We start from the raw sequence: 17108 nt of genomic DNA on the forward strand, positions 1-17108 counted from the left end.
ACTCACCGGTGTGATTTGATGTTATGTCAACCAGAGGATGATGTCATGACACTTTGCTTAATCCTGCTGGCGCTGTTACTGAGTGGCTGCAGCCCGGTCACAGAGTCAGAAGAAACACCCACCCTGACCCGGGTGATCGCCCAGCCGCTGCAAGCCAGCGATCACTACCCGGTGCTGCACCGCTTCAATGGCCGGGTGATCGCCCCCGAGCACAGCCAGATAGGTTTCGAGCTGGCAGGGCGGATCGCCACTCTGCACAAGGGACGCGGAGAGCCGGTCGCGGCCGGCGAGCTGCTCGCCACACTGGATACCCGGCTGCTGGAAGTGGAAGCCAAAGAGCTGGCCGCCCGGGCTGCCCAGAACGAGGCCGAGCTGACCCTTGCCCGGCAGACGCTCGAACGACTCACCGCCCTGCGCCAGCAGCAGTTCAGCTCCCGTCAGGCGCTGGATGAACAGCAAGGCAAAGTCCGCATGCTGGAGGCAAGCGCCAACCAGCTGGCCGCCGCCCTCGAAGCCAACCGGGTCAAACAGGAGAAATCACAGCTGCGCGCCCCTTTCAACGGGATCGTAGTCAGCCGCGAGCAGGCATTGGGGGCCGTGGTGGCCGCAGGCCAGCCTCTCTTCTCCCTGACCCGCAGCGGCCAGTGGGAGGCCGATATCGGCGTGCCGGTGAAACAGGCCGAGTCCCTGATCGTCGGCCAACACTACCCCCTGCAAAGCGGGGAGCAATCACTGGAGGGGCGCCTGCTTAATCTGGGGGTACAAGTGGACGGGCAGACCCACACCCGCACCGCCCGCTTCCAGCTGACCCGGGGCGGCGAACAACTGGCAGAGGGGCAACTGATCACCCTGTTGCATCAGACCCGCGAGCCTACCCGTGCCTACGAGGTACCGCTCACCGCGCTGACCCAGGGATTGCGCGGCAGCTGGACCCTCTATCTGCTCAACGACGAAACGCCACCCCGGGTGGTCAGTCGGGACGTCACTCTGCTGCAGCAAGATGGCGAGCGGGCCTGGATCAGTGGTGCCCTGAACGGACAAGAACAGCTGGTGACCGATGGCCTGCATAAACTGGTGCCGGGCCAGCAGGTCACCCTGACAACCAGCGTGGATCATCAGGCGGCGCATCCGGAGCCACAGTCATGATCCGCCCGTTTATCGAGAATGGCCGCCTGCTGCTATTGACGGTCGCGCTGCTGCTGACGGCCGCCCTTGCGGCATTGCAGACCCTGCCCAGAACCGAAGATCCCCAGCTCACCAGCCGTTTTGCCAGCGTGGTTACCCACTTACCCGGGGCCAGCGCCGAGCGGGTGGAGGCGCTGGTGAGCGAGCCCATCGAGAACCGGCTGCGGGCCCAGAGCGAGATCAAGCTGATCGAGTCGAGCTCTCGCCCCGGTCTCTCCATCATCAATCTGGAGCTCAAGGATGAGGTCAGCGATGTCGAGCCCGTCTGGTCCAGAGTCCGTGACCGGCTGGCAGATCTTGCCGCCGGACTGCCAGCCGGCGCCAGTGCCCCCAAGCTGGATGACGAGAAGGGCTACCCCTTCACCCGGCTGGTCAATGTGGTCTGGCGCGGGCCGGGCCAGCCGCAGCTGGATCGCCTCGCCCGCTACAGCGCCGAGCTGGAACGCCGGGCTCGCCAGCTGCCGGGCACCGAATACGTCGAGCGGGTCGGGGCCCCACAGGAGGAGATCGAGGTGCGGTTCGATCCCCTCGCCCTCAGTGCCAGCGGCATGAGTGGCGAACAGCTTGCCCAGGCGCTGAGTGGTGCCGATGCAAAAGTAGCCGCCGGGGAGTTGCAGGGCAGCCACAATCGCTTTCAGGTGGAGATCCGCGGCGCCCTCGATACCCTGGAGCGGATCCGCCAGATCCCGCTGCGCACCGGCGAGCAGGGCCAGACCCTGCGCCTTGGCGATCTGGCTGAGGTAAGACGTACCCTGCACCAGCCGGAGAGCCAGCTGGCCTTTGCCAATGGTGAACGGGCCGTGGTGGTCGGCCTGCGCATGGCACAGGATCACCGCATCGACCTCTGGTCGGCACGGGTCGATACCATGCTGGCCCAGCTGCAACAGGACTTGCCGGATAATATCGGCCTCGTCACCAGCTTCGATCAGCAGCGTTATACCGATCAGCGGCTCGACACCCTGCTCATCAACATTGTGCAGGGCTTCCTCATCATAGTGGCGGTGCTGCTGGTGACCTTGGGAGTCAAGGCCGCCATTATCGTGGCCCTGTCGCTGCCGCTTACCGTGGCGTTCTCTTTCGCCTGCATGAACCTGATCAATTTGCCCATTCACCAGATGTCGGTCACCGGTCTGGTGGTGGCGCTCGGGATCATGGTGGACAACGCCATCGTCATGGCGGATCGGGTGCAGTATCAGCGCCGCCACGGCATGGCCATGAGTGCCGCCGCACTGGAAGCCATCGGCCACCTCTGGCTGCCACTGCTGGGCTCCACCCTCACCACCATGCTCGCCTTTATGCCGATCATTCTGATGCCGGGCCCGGCGGGCGAGTTTGTCGGCGGCATCGCCTGGGCGGTGATCTGCTCGCTGCTGGGATCCTACCTCATCGCCCACACCCTGGTGGCTGGCCTCGCAGCCCGCTGGATTGGCAGTGACCAGGGGGGACGCTGGTATCAGGATGGCTTGCACCTGCCCCGGGTGAGCGCCCGTTTCCAGCAGAGCATCGCCATGGCGCTGGCTCACCCCTGGCGAACCCTGCTGTTGGTCAGTCTGCTGCCCCTGCTCGGTTTCTGGGTGGCGGGCCGCCTCACCGAACAGTTCTTTCCCCCTGCCGACCGGGACATGATCCACATCGAGGCCAGCCTCTCCCCACAGGCGAGCCTGGCGCGCACCCGCGAGCTGGCTCTGGGGATCTCCGCCGAGCTGGCCAGTCTCCCCGAGCGGGTTCGTCAGGATTGGGTGGTGGGCGACAACGCCCCCAGCTTCTACTACAACCTGGTGCCCAGAAAACAGGGGCGGGCCGATTACGCCCAGGGGATGATCACTCTGCAGGATGCCGATGCTGCCGAGCGGCTCATTCCACAACTGCAGCAGCGGCTCGATGCAAAATTTCCCGAAGCGCAGATCCTGGTGCGCAAGCTGGAACAGGGGCCACCTTTCAATGCCCCGGTCGAGCTGCGGCTGTTTGGCCCCGACCTTGAACAACTACACCGTCTGGGAGAGGAGCTGCGCAGTCTGCTCGCCAATACCCCGGCAGTGGTGCAGACCCGCGCCACCTTGCAGGCAGGGGCCCCCAAACTCTGGTTGCAAGTCGATGAGGAGGCCGCCCGACTGGCAGGCATGAGCCTGACCGATGTGGCCTCCCGGCTGGCGGGCGCACTGGATGGCAGGTTGGGCGGCACTGTGCTGGAAGGCACCGAGTCAATCCCGGTTCGGGTGCGACTGGCCGAGCCCTTGCGTCAGGATCCGGATGCGCTGCTCAATGTGCCGCTATCGCTCACCGGCACCGGCCAGCAAGGGGCAGCCAATCTCACCTTGCGGGCACTGGCCACTCCCGAGTTGCTGCCAAGCTGGGGGGAGATCAGCCGTCGGGATGGTGAGCGGGTCAATGTGCTGGAGGCCTATCTGGCGGTCGGTGTACTGCCGCAAACCGTGCTGGAGCAGGTCAAAGAGAGGCTGGCCGCCAAGGCGCTGGCGTTGCCGCCGGGCTATCGACTGGAGTTTGGCGGAGAAGCCGCCAAGCGGGATGAATCGGTGGGCAATCTGATGGCTCACGTCAGCCTGGTCGCCGTGCTGCTGGTGGCCGTGCTGGTGCTCAGCTTCAACTCGTTCCGGCTGGCAGGCATCGTCACCCTGGTGGCGATCCAGTCGGCGGGGCTCGGCCTGCTGTGGGTCTGGCTGCTGGGGTACCCTTTCGGTTTTACGGTGATCATCGCCCTGCTGGGACTGATGGGGCTGGCCATCAACGCCGCCATCGTCATTCTGGCCGAGCTGAAGGCAGACCCGCTGGCACAACAGGGCAATCTGCCGCAGATCCGTGACCTGGTGGCCGGTTGCAGCCGCCACATCGTCTCGACCACCATCACCACGGTGGGCGGCTTCATCCCGCTATTGCTGGGGGGCGGCGGCTTCTGGCCCCCCTTTGCCATCGCCATCGCCGGTGGCACAGCGCTGGCGACCCTGCTCTCGTTCTACTTTGTGCCGGTGGCGTTTGTGCTGTTCAACCGTCGCCGTCCTGACCCGATGCAGGAGAGCCGCAACGCGCAAGATCAGTTGTCGGGCTGACCCAGCATGGCTTTGAGCCGCTCTTCCAGAGTGGGCTCGGGGGCCTTGAGGGTCGCCATAAAGAGCTGCTCGATACCGGCCTTGTCCTGACTTTTCACGATAAACACCAGTCGGGACTGGGCCTTGCCCTCCGGCCAGTCGCCCAGCGCCTGCAGCGGATAGAGCTGGCCGTGGACGCCGTGGATCACCACCGGCTGGCTCTCCCCTTCCAGCTGCAAGATCCCCTTGAGCCGCAGCAGGGCATCGCCATACTGCGCCTGCACCGCATCGATGGCGGCCAGCAGACGAGAGGGCTTGAGCGGCTCGCCAATACGCAAAGAGAAACTCTCGATGTTGCCGTGCTCGAAGTGGGTAGGCGCAGCTGTGCCTACCTTGGCGGCGAACGGTTGCATCTTCGGCTGCATGGGTGATGCCAGCCCCTGCTTGGGGGATTCGGTGCGCAGCCAGGCCAGCAGCTGACGCACATCGCGCCCCGCCGCTTCGTTGTAGGCACCGAGCTTCTCCAGCACCGCTGGCGACAGTTCGCCATTGGTCACCTGCTGGATGGGGGCCGCCGGGTTGAGTGCCGCCAACTGGGCTTCGACCCGTGCCAACTGCTCGCCATCCACCAGATCGCCTTTGCTCACCACCAGCAGATCCGCCAGCGCCACCTGTTTCACCGCCTCATACTGGGCCGCCAACTGCTGCTCGATATGACCGGCATCCACCACGGTGACAGTGCCATCGAAGCGGTAGCGCTGGGCGATAAAGCCCTCTTCGCGCAGGGTAAATAGCACGGGGGCCGGATCGGCCAGACCAGTGGTCTCGATAATCAGTCGCTTGAACGGTTTGATTTTGCGCTGGATGGCCTTCATAAAGAGCCCCTGCAGCGCCTCCACCAAGGAGCCCTGCACCGAGCAGCAGATGCAGCCGGAGTCGAGCAGCATCACCTGCTCATCCACCTGTTGCACCAGATGGTGATCCAGCCCCACCGAGCCGAACTCGTTGATCAGCACGGCGCACTCGCCAAGCTCCGGCTGCTTGACCCAGTGGTTGAGCAAGGTGGTCTTGCCGCTGCCGAGAAAGCCGGTCAGCAGGGTCACAGGGATACGGGTATCTTGCATATCGGTCATGTCAGATCCTTACCGGTTGGCAAACAGGTCGCTGAGCCAGCGGTTTTCAAAGCGGCCGTGGGGGTCGAGCTCGGCTTTCAACGCTACGAAGTCGTTCCAGCGCGGCAGCAGGGCCGGGAAGTCGTAGAGATCCATCGCCAGATGTTTGCCGAAATGGGGAATGCCGCCGAGCGGCACCAGCAGTTGCTGCAGCTCGCGCATCTGCTCCATGGAACCGTTGACGAAGGTGCCGTCCGCCGCCAGATAGACCAGAAAACCGATCCAGCAGACCGACTGGCCATAGGCGGCGCTGAGCCAGGCCTCGGAGGGGCCGGTGCAGCGCAGGATAAAGGGGTAGTGCAGCACGCCCGGGTTGGCCTGCTGCCACGCTTGCAGGGTCTCCAGCGCCTCGTTCATCCGATGCAGCGGCACCGCCACCTCGCAGTTGATCTGGGGTGCCGGGATCCCCTTGCAGAGGATCTGGTAGACGTTGCCCACCAGATCGGAGGCATCCTTGAAACGACGCACCGTCTCGAAGTGCTCGCCAGCCAGCGCCTCATCCTTGGTGTCCTTCGCCATCTTCTGCAAAGTGGCATCAATGGTGGCATTCATGCGGGCGTCGATATCGCCATCCAGCAGCAGCGGCTCGCTGCCACCGGCACGATAGCGGGCCACCTCCTCATCAGAAGCGGGATCCACCAGCCAGATGTGGCTCTCACCGGTCCAGGCAAACCACCAGCTCTTCACAAAGCCGTGCTCGCGGTTGAGCCGTTCGTTGTGCTCCAAGAGGAAGGGGTAATCGGTGGTGAACTTGGTGCAGCGCATAATGCGATTTGGCACGGTGCGCAGTGTGACGTCGAGCAGGATGCCGAGCATCCCCATCCCCATCACGAAGGCGCCGAAGCGCGGGTCGGTGCGATCCACCCGGATAATGTCGCCACTGGCCAGCATCACCGTCATCGCCTCCACCGCATCGCAGAGGGCGGACTGGTGCAGCCCCTGACCGTGGGTACCGGTGCTGAGGGCGCCGCCCAGGGTCTGGATGCCGATAACCCCGGGGGATGCGGGCAGCATCCGTTCCATGGCGATCAGCTCGGCATAAACGGTATCGAGCAGCGTCCCCGCCTGATAGGTCACGGTATCGGCAGTTTTAGCCAACTGGCCGCGCAGGTGGTGCAAGTCCACCAGCAGCGCCTGACTGCCCTCGGCATAGACGCTGTGGATGGGTTCGAAAGAGAGGCCGGAGCCGATAAGGCGCAGCTTGCGCTCGGGGTGTTCCCGCAGCAGCATTTGCAACTCGTCGCGGGTTTTCGGGCGCCACACCTGATCCAGCGCCCCGAGGGGATTGGTTCTCGACCAGTTGAACAGCACCTCCCGATTACCGATCGCCTTGATGCTGTGAAATGCCTGGAACTGAACCGTCATACCGCGCCTCATCTTTTACTGACGTCAAAATGAGCGCCGATTCTACCGAAAAGCGAGCCACAAGGCATGGAAAACAAGCCCCTGCACTCGAGGGGGGATAGGGAGAGAGCACTTCCCTACCCTGCCAGAGGGGACGTGGCCGCCCGTCTGTCACCGATAGATCAAGTGGCGTTCGGGATGCCTCGCACCCCATCTGGATGGCGGGTCTGAGCCTCTTCTGGCAGCAGCTCCTCGCAGAACTGGCGCAGCGGCATGGGGCGGGCAAACAGGTATCCCTGCAGATAGTCGACCCCTTTGGCCCTGAGGTAGTCAGCCTGACGCTCGCTCTCCACCCCTTCTGCCACCAGCGCCAGACCGAGCCGGGTCGCCAGATCGATCACGTTGTCCACGATATGTTCCGAGAGCGACTCGGTACCGATGCGGGCGATAAAGGATTTGTCGATCTTGAGGTAATCCACATGAAACTGCTGCAGGTAAGCCAGGCTGGAGTGGCCGGTACCAAAGTCGTCGATAGCGAGTTTGACCCCCATCTCGTCCAGCTGGCGGAACAGGGAGAGGGTCTGGGGATCTGACATCAGCAACTCCCGCTCGGTCAGCTCCAGCACCAGTACCACCTTGCCGGGGACGAAGTGGCCGAGAAAGGCGCGGCACTCGGCCAGCAGGGCAAAATCGTGGCAATGAGCGGCGCTGATGTTGAAGCTGATATGAAACCCATCGGGCAACTGCTCCTGAGAGCGGTTCAACCTTGTCGCCACCTGCTTCATGATATGGGTGGTCATGGGGACGATCAGTCCCGACTCCTCCGCTTGCGGGATAAAGAGATCGGGCCGGATCACCCCTTCATTGACATGCTCCCAGCGCATCAGCACCTCGGCGCCCATCATCTTGCCATCGTGGCTGGCAATCAGCGGCTGCAGATAGGGAACAAACTCCCTGGCCCGCAGGGCGCGTCGCAACTCATCTGTTGGCGAGCCGGGACGCCCCAGCACCCACCACACCAGCCAGGCCAGCAAAAGCGAGGAAACCGCCAGCCACGACAGCGCCACATGCCGCGCGGCCCACAGCGACTTCCAGTAGACCGGCATGACATAACCGGCATGGATGGTGAAAGGATAATGGGATGAGGTGAGGGCCTGGCTGATCCCGCGATGGAGGGTGGGCGCCTCGCTCAGATAGCGGCCAGACTCATTGAGCCAGGCAGACCCCACCTGCAAATAGAGCGCACTGGACTTTCCGCTCATGGAGAGCATGAAGCTGAGCTGGGTACTGTCGATGGCGCTCAAGGCGGCATCCTTTCCCTGCTCGGTGCGCACCACCAGCAGCGGGTGATTTTGCCGCACCCGGTTGCCACTCATCAGCAGCAGCTTGCGGCCGGTGTAGATGGAGCCGTCATCGGCATCATTGGCCTCACCAAACAGCGAAGTGCAATTGATGATGCCGTTTCGCACCAGATTGACTGAACGCAAAAAAGGCTCCAGCGCAACCTTGGTACGCAGGATTAACTTGTTCTCTGCGCACGGGGCATTGACCAGCGGCAACACCTCCCGATTGGCCTGCTCCGCATGATCCAGCATCGACTCCATCAGGGTTCTGGCCTTGTGGGCCGAGGCGCTGGATTCCGCTTTCAGCTCCTGCACATAATTGCTGTGGATCAGCCAAGCTCCCACCAGCAGCGGCAAGGTAAAGACCAGCAAGGCACCGCCGAAGCGTAACCCGGTTCGGGAGAGATCGATCCTGAACAGAAACATAAAGAACCACGCCGCAATTCGTCAGGCCTGCCAACGCAAGCACCCAGTGAACAGATATCCACTTTCCCTCGATAACGATGCCTCATCATTACCGCACATAACCGAACAACATAACCCAAAGCGTTTATAAAACGAACCACCAAACAGGTGGTTGGATCTCTCTAGCAAGGATCGTGCAAACAATCTTCAAAAAAGACGGTGAATAACACACAAATAAATAATGCCGCGTAAATACGCGGCATTATTGGCTTCTTATCGCGCAAATCGCGCAAGAACTCCGTTAAACGGCTTGCTGCAGGATCACCGCATCGGCCTTCTTGGTGTAGGAGGCAATCTCGTTGAAGTTGAGGTAGCGGTAAGTATCTGCCGCAGTGGCATCGAGCGCCTTGGCGTATTGCAGGTACTCCGCCACGGTCGGGATCTTGCCGAGAATGGCGGCAACGGCTGCCAGCTCTGCTGAGGCCAGATAGACGTTGGCACCTTTACCCAAACGGTTCGGGAAGTTACGGGTGGAGGTGGAGACCACGGAGGCTCCTTCCGCTACTCGCGCCTGGTTACCCATGCAGAGGGAACAGCCCGGGATCTCGATGCGGGCACCGACGCGACCAAAGATGCCGTAGTAGCCCTCTTCGGTCAGCTGATCCTTATCCATCTTGGTGGGCGGCGCGATCCACATGCGGGTCGGCAGCTCGCCCTGATACTTCTCGAGCAGTTTGCCGGCGGCACGGAAGTGACCGATGTTGGTCATGCAGGAACCGATGAACACTTCGTCGATCTTGTCGCCAGCCACGTCGCTCAGCAGACGGGCATCGTCCGGGTCGTTCGGCGCACAGAGGATCGGCTCCTTGATGGTGGCCAGATCGATCTCGATGATTTCGGCGTACTCGGCATCCTTGTCCGCTTCCATCAGGGTCGGATTGGCCAGCCACTCTTCCATCCCCTTGATGCGACGGGTGATGGTGCGCACGTCGCCGTAGCCTTCGGATAGCATCCATTTCAGCATCACGATGTTGGACTTCAGGTACTCGATGATCGGCTCTTTATCCAGCTTGATGGTGCAACCGGCAGCGGAGCGCTCGGCACTGGCGTCCGCCAGTTCGAACGCCTGCTCCACCTTCAGGGTCGGCAGACCTTCGATTTCGAGGATGCGGCCGGAGAAGATGTTCTTCTTGCCCGCTTTCTCGACGGTCAGCAGCCCTTTCTGGATAGCGGCATAGGGGATGGCATGAACCAGATCACGCAGGGTGATGCCCGGTTGCAGCTCGCCCTTGAAGCGCACCAGCACGGACTCCGGCATGTCCAGCGGCATCACACCAGTGGCGGCGGCGAAGGCCACCAGACCTGAGCCCGCCGGGAAGGAGATGCCGATGGGGAAACGGGTGTGGGAGTCACCACCGGTACCCACGGTATCCGGCAGCAGCATGCGGTTCAGCCAGGAGTGGATGACGCCGTCACCTGGACGCAAAGAGACACCGCCGCGGTTCATGATGAAGTCCGGCAGAGTGTGGTGGGTCTGTACGTCGATGGGCTTGGGATAGGCCGCGGTATGGCAGAAGGACTGCATGGTCAGATCGGCGGAGAAGCCGAGGCAGGCCAGATCTTTGAGCTCGTCGCGGGTCATCGGGCCCGTGGTATCCTGGGAGCCGACCGTGGTCATCTTGGGCTCGCAGTAGGTACCCGGGCGAATGCCCTTCACGCCGCACGCCTTGCCCACCATCTTCTGGGCCAGGGTGAAGCCTTTACCGGTATCGGCCACCGGCTGCGGGCGACGGAACACGGTGGAGAACGGCAGACCCAGCGCTTCGCGGGCCTTGTCAGTCAGACCGCGACCGATGATCAGCGGAATACGGCCACCGGCGCGCACTTCGTCGATCAGCACGTCGGTTTTCAGTTCAAACTGCGCCAGCACCTGTTCGGTGCCGTGTTTGCAGATCTTGCCGGCATAGGGGTAGATGTCGATCACATCGCCCATTTCCAGCTTGGAGACATCCACCTCGATAGGCAGAGCGCCGGCATCTTCCATGGTGTTGAAGAAGATCGGGGCAATCTTGCCACCCAGACAGACACCGCCAGCGCGCTTGTTCGGCACGAACGGAATGTCGTCGCCCATAAACCAGAGCACCGAGTTGGTGGCGGATTTACGGGAAGAGCCGGTACCGACCACGTCACCCACATAGGCCAGCGGGAAGCCTTTCTCTTTCAGGGCATCGATGGTCTTGATGGGGCCGACGGCGCCATCCTTGTCCGGAGTAATGCCGGGACGGGCGTTTTTCAGCATCGCCAGCGCGTGCAGCGGAATGTCCGGGCGGGACCAGGCGTCCGGTGCCGGCGAGAGGTCGTCGGTGTTGGTTTCGCCGGTCACCTTGAACACGGTTACAGTGATCTTCTCGGCCAGCTCCGGGCGGGAGAGGAACCACTCGGCATCAGCCCAGGACTGCATCACCTGTTTGGCGTGGACATTGCCCGCCTTGGCCTTCTCTTCCACGTCGTGGAAGGAGTCAAACATCAGCAGGGTGTGGGAGAGCCCCTTGGCGGCAAGCGGCGCCAGAGTGGCGTGTTCCAACAGGTCGATCAGCGGCTGAATGTTGTAACCACCCTGCATGGTACCCAGCAGCTCAACGGCTTCGGCGGCAGTCAGGATGGGAGAGTGGGCTTCGCCCTTGGCGACGGCGGTGAGGAAACCGGCTTTGACATAGGCCGCTTCATCAACACCGGGGGGAATACGGGAGGACAACAGCTCTTTCAGAAAGTCTTCTTCGCCAGCGGGCGGGTTCTTGAGCAGCTCAACCAGGGCGGCGACCTGCTCTGCATCCAGAGGTTTGGCAACCACGCCCTCGGCGGCACGTTCTGCGACGTGTTTACGGTATGTTTCAAGCACGACTAATTCCTCTTTGGTCTTTTTTTGGGGTTCGCCCACGCTCGCGGCGATCGTCCTTGCGGGACACCCCGTAGGGTGCTCCCCACTATATAAGTTTTAACGACTAATTAAAATCCAAACCCTGTTTACTTATTCACCATAAAATCGTAACCAATTAAACAGGCTGGTGTTTTTTGAAAATTAATTGAACGCCCTCAACCAGAGTTAACAAATTGGCATCATTTCGGCATTATTCGAACGTACTGCCCAATTGCAGATAGAAGACGTCATTGCCCCCCTCCGCCATGCCGTAGCCGAGGAACACAGGGCCGAGGAAGCTCTCCACCCCGACATAAAGCGAACCGGCGGTGAAGGAGCTCTCCAGACTGATATCCTCCCCCTTGTTCCAGACCCCGCCCTGCTCCAGAGATCCACCCAGATAGAGCGGCATCTTGAGGGCACCGAAGTCATTGTCTGCCACCCGATAGATGTAGCGCAGGCCACCAAACAGGCTATAGCGACCGCTCAGCTGGTAGCGCTGGAAACCGGAGAGGCGGAACAGCCCGCCCAGATCCTGAATATGCAGCGGCACCACCTCTTCACTGCCCGAGCCGCCCCCTTCGAGGATCAGGTTGAGGCTGTGCCTGTCCCATGACCAGGGCTTGATCATCGAGAGCTGATAATTCCAGCCTTCACTGCGGCCATCTGCCGACTCGAGCCCATCCACACTGACGTGGGAATGGCCCAGTTTCATGTCCCATTTCATCCCCTGATAGGGGAAATAGCGGCTATCCAGATTGTCGTGTTCAAAGCGGACATAGGGGCCCCACGCCGTGGCATCCATCTCCAGCCCCTTGAAGTTCTTCACATCAATCGTACCCAGTTGTCCCTCCAGCCCCATCGACAACCGGCTCCAGGGCTGGCGGTTCCAGCCCACCGCCAGATCGCCGCTAAAGAAGGAGTATTCGGAGTCGAGATAGCTTATCGAAACCGCCTCGGGATCCGGATTGGGGAAAAACAGGCGGCGCAGGGTCTGGTCATAGGCCAGGCTCGCCTCACCATAGAAGGTCTGGGAGGGTTCGAGCGGGGTATAGAAGTCGGTCTTGATATGTTTGGCCGTGCCCAGCGACGCCTCGGTCAGCCACTCGGCACCCCACTCGTTGACATTGGTGAGGGTATAGGACATGCCGACGTTGTAGTTGGAGGTGTTCTCGAAGTCATCGGTGAAACCGAACTGGAAGTTGAGGTAGCCCGGCCCCCAGTTCTTCTCGCTGGCATCCACCAGCAGCACGTTCTCCCCGTCACGCTCCTCCACCTCGTAGGTGATGCGATCGAACGACTCCAGCGCGTAGAGGCGGCGAATGCCCGCTTCCAGACTCTCGTTGGTCTGTACCTTGTCCGGCCGCACTTTCAGCATGGCGCGCACCGTCTCGTCGGAGAGGCGCGACTTGTTGATGATCTCCACCTTATCGATGAAGTAGGCAGGCTGACCGCTACGCTCGGCACGGCGGCTCAGCTTCTGGTTGCGATAGGCGTTGTACTGCGCCTTGGTGAGCGACAGCTTATCGAGTTGCAGCGACACCTTGTCAGCGGCCGTCTCACCGATCTTGATCCCCTCCGGCATCCGGGCAAAGTCGGCGATCCCCATATCGCCAAACTCGGGGGCGATCAAAATATCCTTCGGTCCCATCAGCGCCTTCTGCTTGTCGGTGCCCACCTGGGTCATGTAGGTGGTGAGCTGGTCGATCATCGCCAACCCTGACTTGAGGGACTCCCGGGTACGCAGCTTGGCACCGATATCCACCGCGATCACCACGTCGGCCCCCATCGCCTTGGCGACATCCACCGGCATGTTGTTGACGCTGCCGCCGTCCGCCAGGATGTGCCCCTCCCACTCCACCGGCTTGAGGGCACCGGGAATGGACATGGAGGCCTGCATCGCCTTGGCCAGGCTGCCGTGATCCAGCACAAAGGGGGTGACCGTCTCCATGTCGGTCGCCATGGCGCGGTAGGGAATGGGGAGATCATCGAAGCTCTCCTGCACCGGCAGGTTGGAGGTGGCACCCCGCAGCAGGCTGGCCATGGATTGGCCCTGGAAGAAACCGTCCGGCAACTGGGTGGTGTCGCCATTCACCCCGATGTCGGTGCGCAGTTGATACTGCTCGTTCTGCTGCTTTTTGCGCAGCGACAGCTCGTCACGGCCCACCTTGTCCTGATACCCCTTGTTCCAGTCGATGGCCAAAGTGGTGCGCTCCACCTCCTCGGCACTGAGCCCCATGGCATACATCCCCGCCACATAAGAGCCCATACTGGTACCGACTATGATGTCGACCGGAATCCGTTTCTGCTCCAGCACCTTGAGGATGCCGATATGGGCCGATCCCTTGGCGCCGCCGCCACTGAGCACCACCGCAATCTTCGGGCGCTCCCCCTGTGCCGCCACAGCCAGCAGCGGGCAGGCCGCCAGCATCACCAAAAGCAGACGGGTCCATCCCGCACCTAAGCTGCGCATCATATTTTCCATATTATTCAGAGGGTCAGTCACCAAGGATGGCCTCTACTATAAGGGGCCCGGCAGTTAGCGCAACCGTCAATCCGCATCCCGCCTGTGCAGCATGCCGACGGGGCAAGCCGCCACCCCTGTGAGCGCAAACGTAATCCGCAAATAAAGGGCTGCAAGCCTCATGGGTAGCGCCGCGCTGCCGCTAATATGAGCGTCGTCAATCTCAACCTTTTGAGCACCTTTATGCTGGCAACCCTCACTCTTAAACAGAAAATACTGGCCACGGTCACCCTGGCCGTGGTCGTCTCCTGCCTGCTGGTAGGCTACTTCAGTCAACGCTCGGCCCAGCAACTGATCGAAAACCGGATGTTCGAGCAGGAGCTCCCCAACCTGACCCAGCGGATCAGCAAGGAGATTGAACAGGATCTCCACGGCATCGCCCAGGCCGCCCGCCAACTGGCCACCGACCGCTTCATCCTCGACTGGGTGGATCGGGGCATGCCCAAAGAGCAGGAGCCAATACCCATCAACCAGCTCAAGGATGTGGCCAACCAGTATGGTCTGGTGACCGCCTCCTTCGCCGATCGCCAGACCGCAGCCTACTACAACCAGGATGGCTTTCTGCGCAACCTGACCCCCACGCAAGATGCTTGGTTCTATGACTACACCAAGAGCCAGAAGGAGATGACCCTCAGCATCTTCCGCGAGAGCAACGGCGAGGTGAAGCTGTTCGTCAACTTCCAGCAGCTCAACGGGCGTGGGCTGGCGGGCTTTGCCAAATCCCTCGACACCATGGTGACCATGGTCTCCAACTTCCGGCTGGAAGAGAGCGGCATCGTCTTTATGGTCGATGGCAGCGGCAAGGTGAAGCTGCACCCCGAGGCCAACCGCATCGAGCGTGACACGCTTGGCAACATTGCCAGTGGTGATACCGGCAGCCTGCTGGCCAAACGCCCCTTTGCCGTCATCAACGCCGAGGTAAACGGCGAGCCCATGGTACTGGCCAGCAGCTATATCCCGCTGCTCGACTGGTATCTGGTGGCCCAGGCGCCAGAAGCCGAGATCTATGCCGAGCTGGATCAGACCCGCAACGAGATCCTGATGATCTCGCTGGTGATTGCGCTCGCCATGGGGCTGATAGGGATGCTGCTGGCAGGCTCGGTCAGCCGCCCGCTCAACGAGCTGGCCCGCCTGTTCAAGGAGCTGGGCAGCGGCGATGGGGATCTTACCCAGCGCCTGAAAGTGGAAGGACGTGACGAGCTGAGTCAGGTCGCCACCGGTTTCAACAACTTCGTCGCCAAGATCCACGGCTCCATCGAGCAGGTGGCGGAGAACTCCCGCCAGCTCGCGGCCACCGCCAACGAGGTGGCCAGCAAGGCGCAGCTGACCCAGCATAACTGTACTGCCCAGCGTGACCGCACCGTGCAGGTGGCCACCGCTATCCACGAAATGGGGGCCACGGTGAGCGAGATCGCCGGTAACGCTTCGCTGGCAGCCGAAGTAGCCAGACAGGCCAACGATCAGGCCGATGCAGGGGCAGTAGTGGTGGCGCAGGCGCGCCACGGCATCGTCGACCTCTCCGGCGAGATTGAGCAGGTGGCAGGGGTTATCGAGTCGCTGGCGAGCCAGACCGACTCCATCGGCAGCATCCTCGAAACCATCCGCAGCATCTCGGAGCAGACCAACCTGCTGGCATTGAACGCCGCCATCGAGGCCGCTCGCGCCGGTGAACAGGGTCGCGGTTTCGCCGTGGTGGCAGATGAAGTGCGCAATCTGGCCAACCGCTCCGCCGCCTCGACCGCCGAGATCCAGGGAATGATCAACCGCTTGCAGGAGCAGAGTGCCCGCGCCGTCAGCGCCATGGCGCAGGGGCGTAACCAGAGTCTGGAGGTGGTGAGCCAGGCCGATGAGGCCAACGCCGCCCTCGGCCAGATCACCGCCCACATCACCCAGATCAACGACATGAACATCCAGGTCGCCACCGCCACCGAGGAGCAGTCCAGCGTGGTCGGCGAGATCAACCGCAACGTGGAGGATATCAACCAGCTCACCATGGAGACCGCCGACATCGCCCACCAGCTGACCGAATCGAGCCGCAGCCTGCAGCAGCTCTCCGGTCAGCTGGACAAGCTGGTCGGCAACTTCAGGCTCTGACCCCGACCTTGACCTGAGCCATCAACAACAGAGAGCGCCGTGGCGCTCTCTGTTGTTTTGGTGGCGGCTAATCCGGCATAGCTGTCAGCCCTTGCCATCCCGTTTGCGCTGATACATCAGCTCATCCGCGCGGGTGAGCAGCTCGGCCAGAGAGGCACAACCGCGCCCGTCATAGCAGACAATTCCGGTGCTGCAGGTCAGCGCATAACCGCAACCACTGTGTTGATTGTGCTCGGCCAACATGGCATTGAAACGCTCATAGGCCAGTTGCGCCTGCGCCTCCATCACATTGGGCAACAGGACGGCGAACTCATCGCCGCCCATGCGGGCAAACACGTCGGCGCCACGAAAAGCCTGCTTTAGCAGAGTGGCAAAGGCGATCAGGGCCCGATCCCCTTCTGCATGCCCCCACCGATCATTGATCACCTTGAAGCCATTGAGATCCAGATAGAGCAGCGCCAGCGGCATCTGCAAGCGACTGGCCAGCGAGAGGCTCTTCTCCGCCAGCATCACGAACCCGCGCCGATTGGAGATCAGGGTCAACTCATCAATGGTGGCCAGCTGCACTGCTTCGAGCTCCCGCACCACCATCGCCGCCAGATCCTTGAGCAACCCCACATCCTCATCGCTCAATTCCCGCGGCACCGTATCGATGATGCAGAGCGTCCCCAGTTTGCAGCCGTTGGCGATCCGCAGTGGCTGTCCGGCATAGAAGCGGATGCCGGGCCCACCCACCACCAGCGGATTGTCGGCAAAGCGGGGATCCTGCGAAGCATCCGGCACGATAAAGGTCTCATTGCCCATGATGGCGTGGCCACAGAACGAAATGTCCCGAGCAGTCTCACGGACCTCCAGTCCGATACAGGATTTGAACCACTGGCGATCTTCATCCACCAGACTCACCAGCGCGATGGGGACATTGAACACCCGTCGGGCCATGCGGGTCAGCCGGTCAAACCGCTCCTCGGCCTCGGAATCCAGCAAAGAGAGCCGCCGCAGGGTCTCCAGCCGCAATGCCTCATCGGGTGGAATGGGTGCTTCTAGCATCGTGCCTCTCTCATCAGTGCCAAAACCTATCTT

The 17108-nt window shown here is 61.8% G+C and carries 9 protein-coding genes; 3 read left to right on the plus strand and 6 right to left on the minus strand.

Going from position 1 to position 17108, the window contains the following annotated elements:
* The first annotated feature begins 45 nt into the window (after nucleotides 1-45).
* Both ACTG2J_RS18970 and ACTG2J_RS18975 read left to right on the plus strand, forming a co-directional pair.
* On the plus strand, nucleotides 46-1146 hold the full coding sequence (locus ACTG2J_RS18970; RefSeq protein WP_113740284.1) for an efflux RND transporter periplasmic adaptor subunit: 1101 nt from the start codon (nucleotides 46-48) through the stop codon (nucleotides 1144-1146).
* Nucleotides 1143-4250, plus strand: a complete 3108-nt coding sequence (locus ACTG2J_RS18975; RefSeq protein ID WP_439989227.1) for an efflux RND transporter permease subunit — start codon at nucleotides 1143-1145, stop codon at nucleotides 4248-4250. The genes ACTG2J_RS18970 and ACTG2J_RS18975 overlap by 4 nt, the downstream gene beginning before the upstream one ends.
* Here ACTG2J_RS18975 and ACTG2J_RS18980 read toward each other — a convergent pair.
* The 5 genes from ACTG2J_RS18980 to ACTG2J_RS19000 all read right to left on the minus strand — a co-directional run bounded on the left by ACTG2J_RS18980 (nucleotide 4235) and on the right by ACTG2J_RS19000 (nucleotide 13883).
* Entirely contained in the window at nucleotides 4235-5362 is a 1128-nt protein-coding gene (locus ACTG2J_RS18980) for a CobW family GTP-binding protein (protein ID WP_005355076.1), read from the minus strand. The two genes, ACTG2J_RS18975 and ACTG2J_RS18980, sit on opposite strands and share 16 nt — an antisense overlap.
* A 9-nt stretch (nucleotides 5363-5371) precedes the next feature.
* Entirely contained in the window at nucleotides 5372-6766 is a 1395-nt protein-coding gene (locus tag ACTG2J_RS18985; RefSeq protein ID WP_201990558.1) for a D-arabinono-1,4-lactone oxidase, read from the minus strand.
* Between the two features lie 161 nt (nucleotides 6767-6927).
* Complete coding sequence (locus ACTG2J_RS18990) at nucleotides 6928-8514, minus strand: EAL domain-containing protein (protein ID WP_439997780.1); 1587 nt, start codon at nucleotides 8512-8514, stop codon at nucleotides 6928-6930.
* 280 nt (nucleotides 8515-8794) lie between these two features.
* The gene (acnB, locus tag ACTG2J_RS18995) at nucleotides 8795-11392 is read right to left on the minus strand and encodes a bifunctional aconitate hydratase 2/2-methylisocitrate dehydratase (protein ID WP_323936091.1); all 2598 of its coding nucleotides are present in this window, start codon (nucleotides 11390-11392) and stop codon (nucleotides 8795-8797) included.
* 229 nt (nucleotides 11393-11621) lie between these two features.
* The gene (locus tag ACTG2J_RS19000; protein ID WP_263718066.1) at nucleotides 11622-13883 is read right to left on the minus strand and encodes a patatin-like phospholipase family protein; all 2262 of its coding nucleotides are present in this window, start codon (nucleotides 13881-13883) and stop codon (nucleotides 11622-11624) included.
* A 234-nt stretch (nucleotides 13884-14117) separates the two neighbouring features.
* On the opposite strand from ACTG2J_RS19000, the gene ACTG2J_RS19005 reads away from it, so the two are divergent.
* Nucleotides 14118-16028, plus strand: coding sequence for a methyl-accepting chemotaxis protein (locus ACTG2J_RS19005; RefSeq protein WP_439997781.1), 1911 nt, complete (start codon nucleotides 14118-14120; stop codon nucleotides 16026-16028).
* Between the two features lie 84 nt (nucleotides 16029-16112).
* Here ACTG2J_RS19005 and ACTG2J_RS19010 read toward each other — a convergent pair whose 3' ends face one another.
* The gene (locus ACTG2J_RS19010; protein WP_201990567.1) at nucleotides 16113-17075 is read right to left on the minus strand and encodes a sensor domain-containing diguanylate cyclase; all 963 of its coding nucleotides are present in this window, start codon (nucleotides 17073-17075) and stop codon (nucleotides 16113-16115) included.
* Nucleotides 17076-17108: the final 33 nt, after the last annotated feature.

This window comes from Aeromonas sp. 6P (genome assembly GCF_051919525.1).
GTDB classification, from domain to species: Bacteria; Pseudomonadota; Gammaproteobacteria; order Enterobacterales; family Aeromonadaceae; genus Aeromonas; species Aeromonas veronii.

Bases quoted from the DNA above. Each gene is read 5' to 3' on its own strand.
- ACTG2J_RS19005 (WP_439997781.1), top strand. From the start codon at position 14,118: ATGCTGGCAACCCTCACTCTTAAACAGAAAATACTGGCCACGGTCACC.
- ACTG2J_RS18990 (WP_439997780.1), bottom strand. From the start codon at position 8,514: ATGTTTCTGTTCAGGATCGATCTCTCCCGAACCGGGTTACGCTTCGGC.
- ACTG2J_RS18980 (WP_005355076.1), bottom strand. From the start codon at position 5,362: ATGACCGATATGCAAGATACCCGTATCCCTGTGACCCTGCTGACCGGC.
- ACTG2J_RS19000 (WP_263718066.1), bottom strand. From the start codon at position 13,883: ATGCGCAGCTTAGGTGCGGGATGGACCCGTCTGCTTTTGGTGATGCTG.
- ACTG2J_RS18970 (WP_113740284.1), top strand. From the start codon at position 46: ATGACACTTTGCTTAATCCTGCTGGCGCTGTTACTGAGTGGCTGCAGC.
- ACTG2J_RS19010 (WP_201990567.1), bottom strand. From the start codon at position 17,075: ATGCTAGAAGCACCCATTCCACCCGATGAGGCATTGCGGCTGGAGACC.
- ACTG2J_RS18975 (WP_439989227.1), top strand. From the start codon at position 1,143: ATGATCCGCCCGTTTATCGAGAATGGCCGCCTGCTGCTATTGACGGTC.
- ACTG2J_RS18985 (WP_201990558.1), bottom strand. From the start codon at position 6,766: ATGACGGTTCAGTTCCAGGCATTTCACAGCATCAAGGCGATCGGTAAT.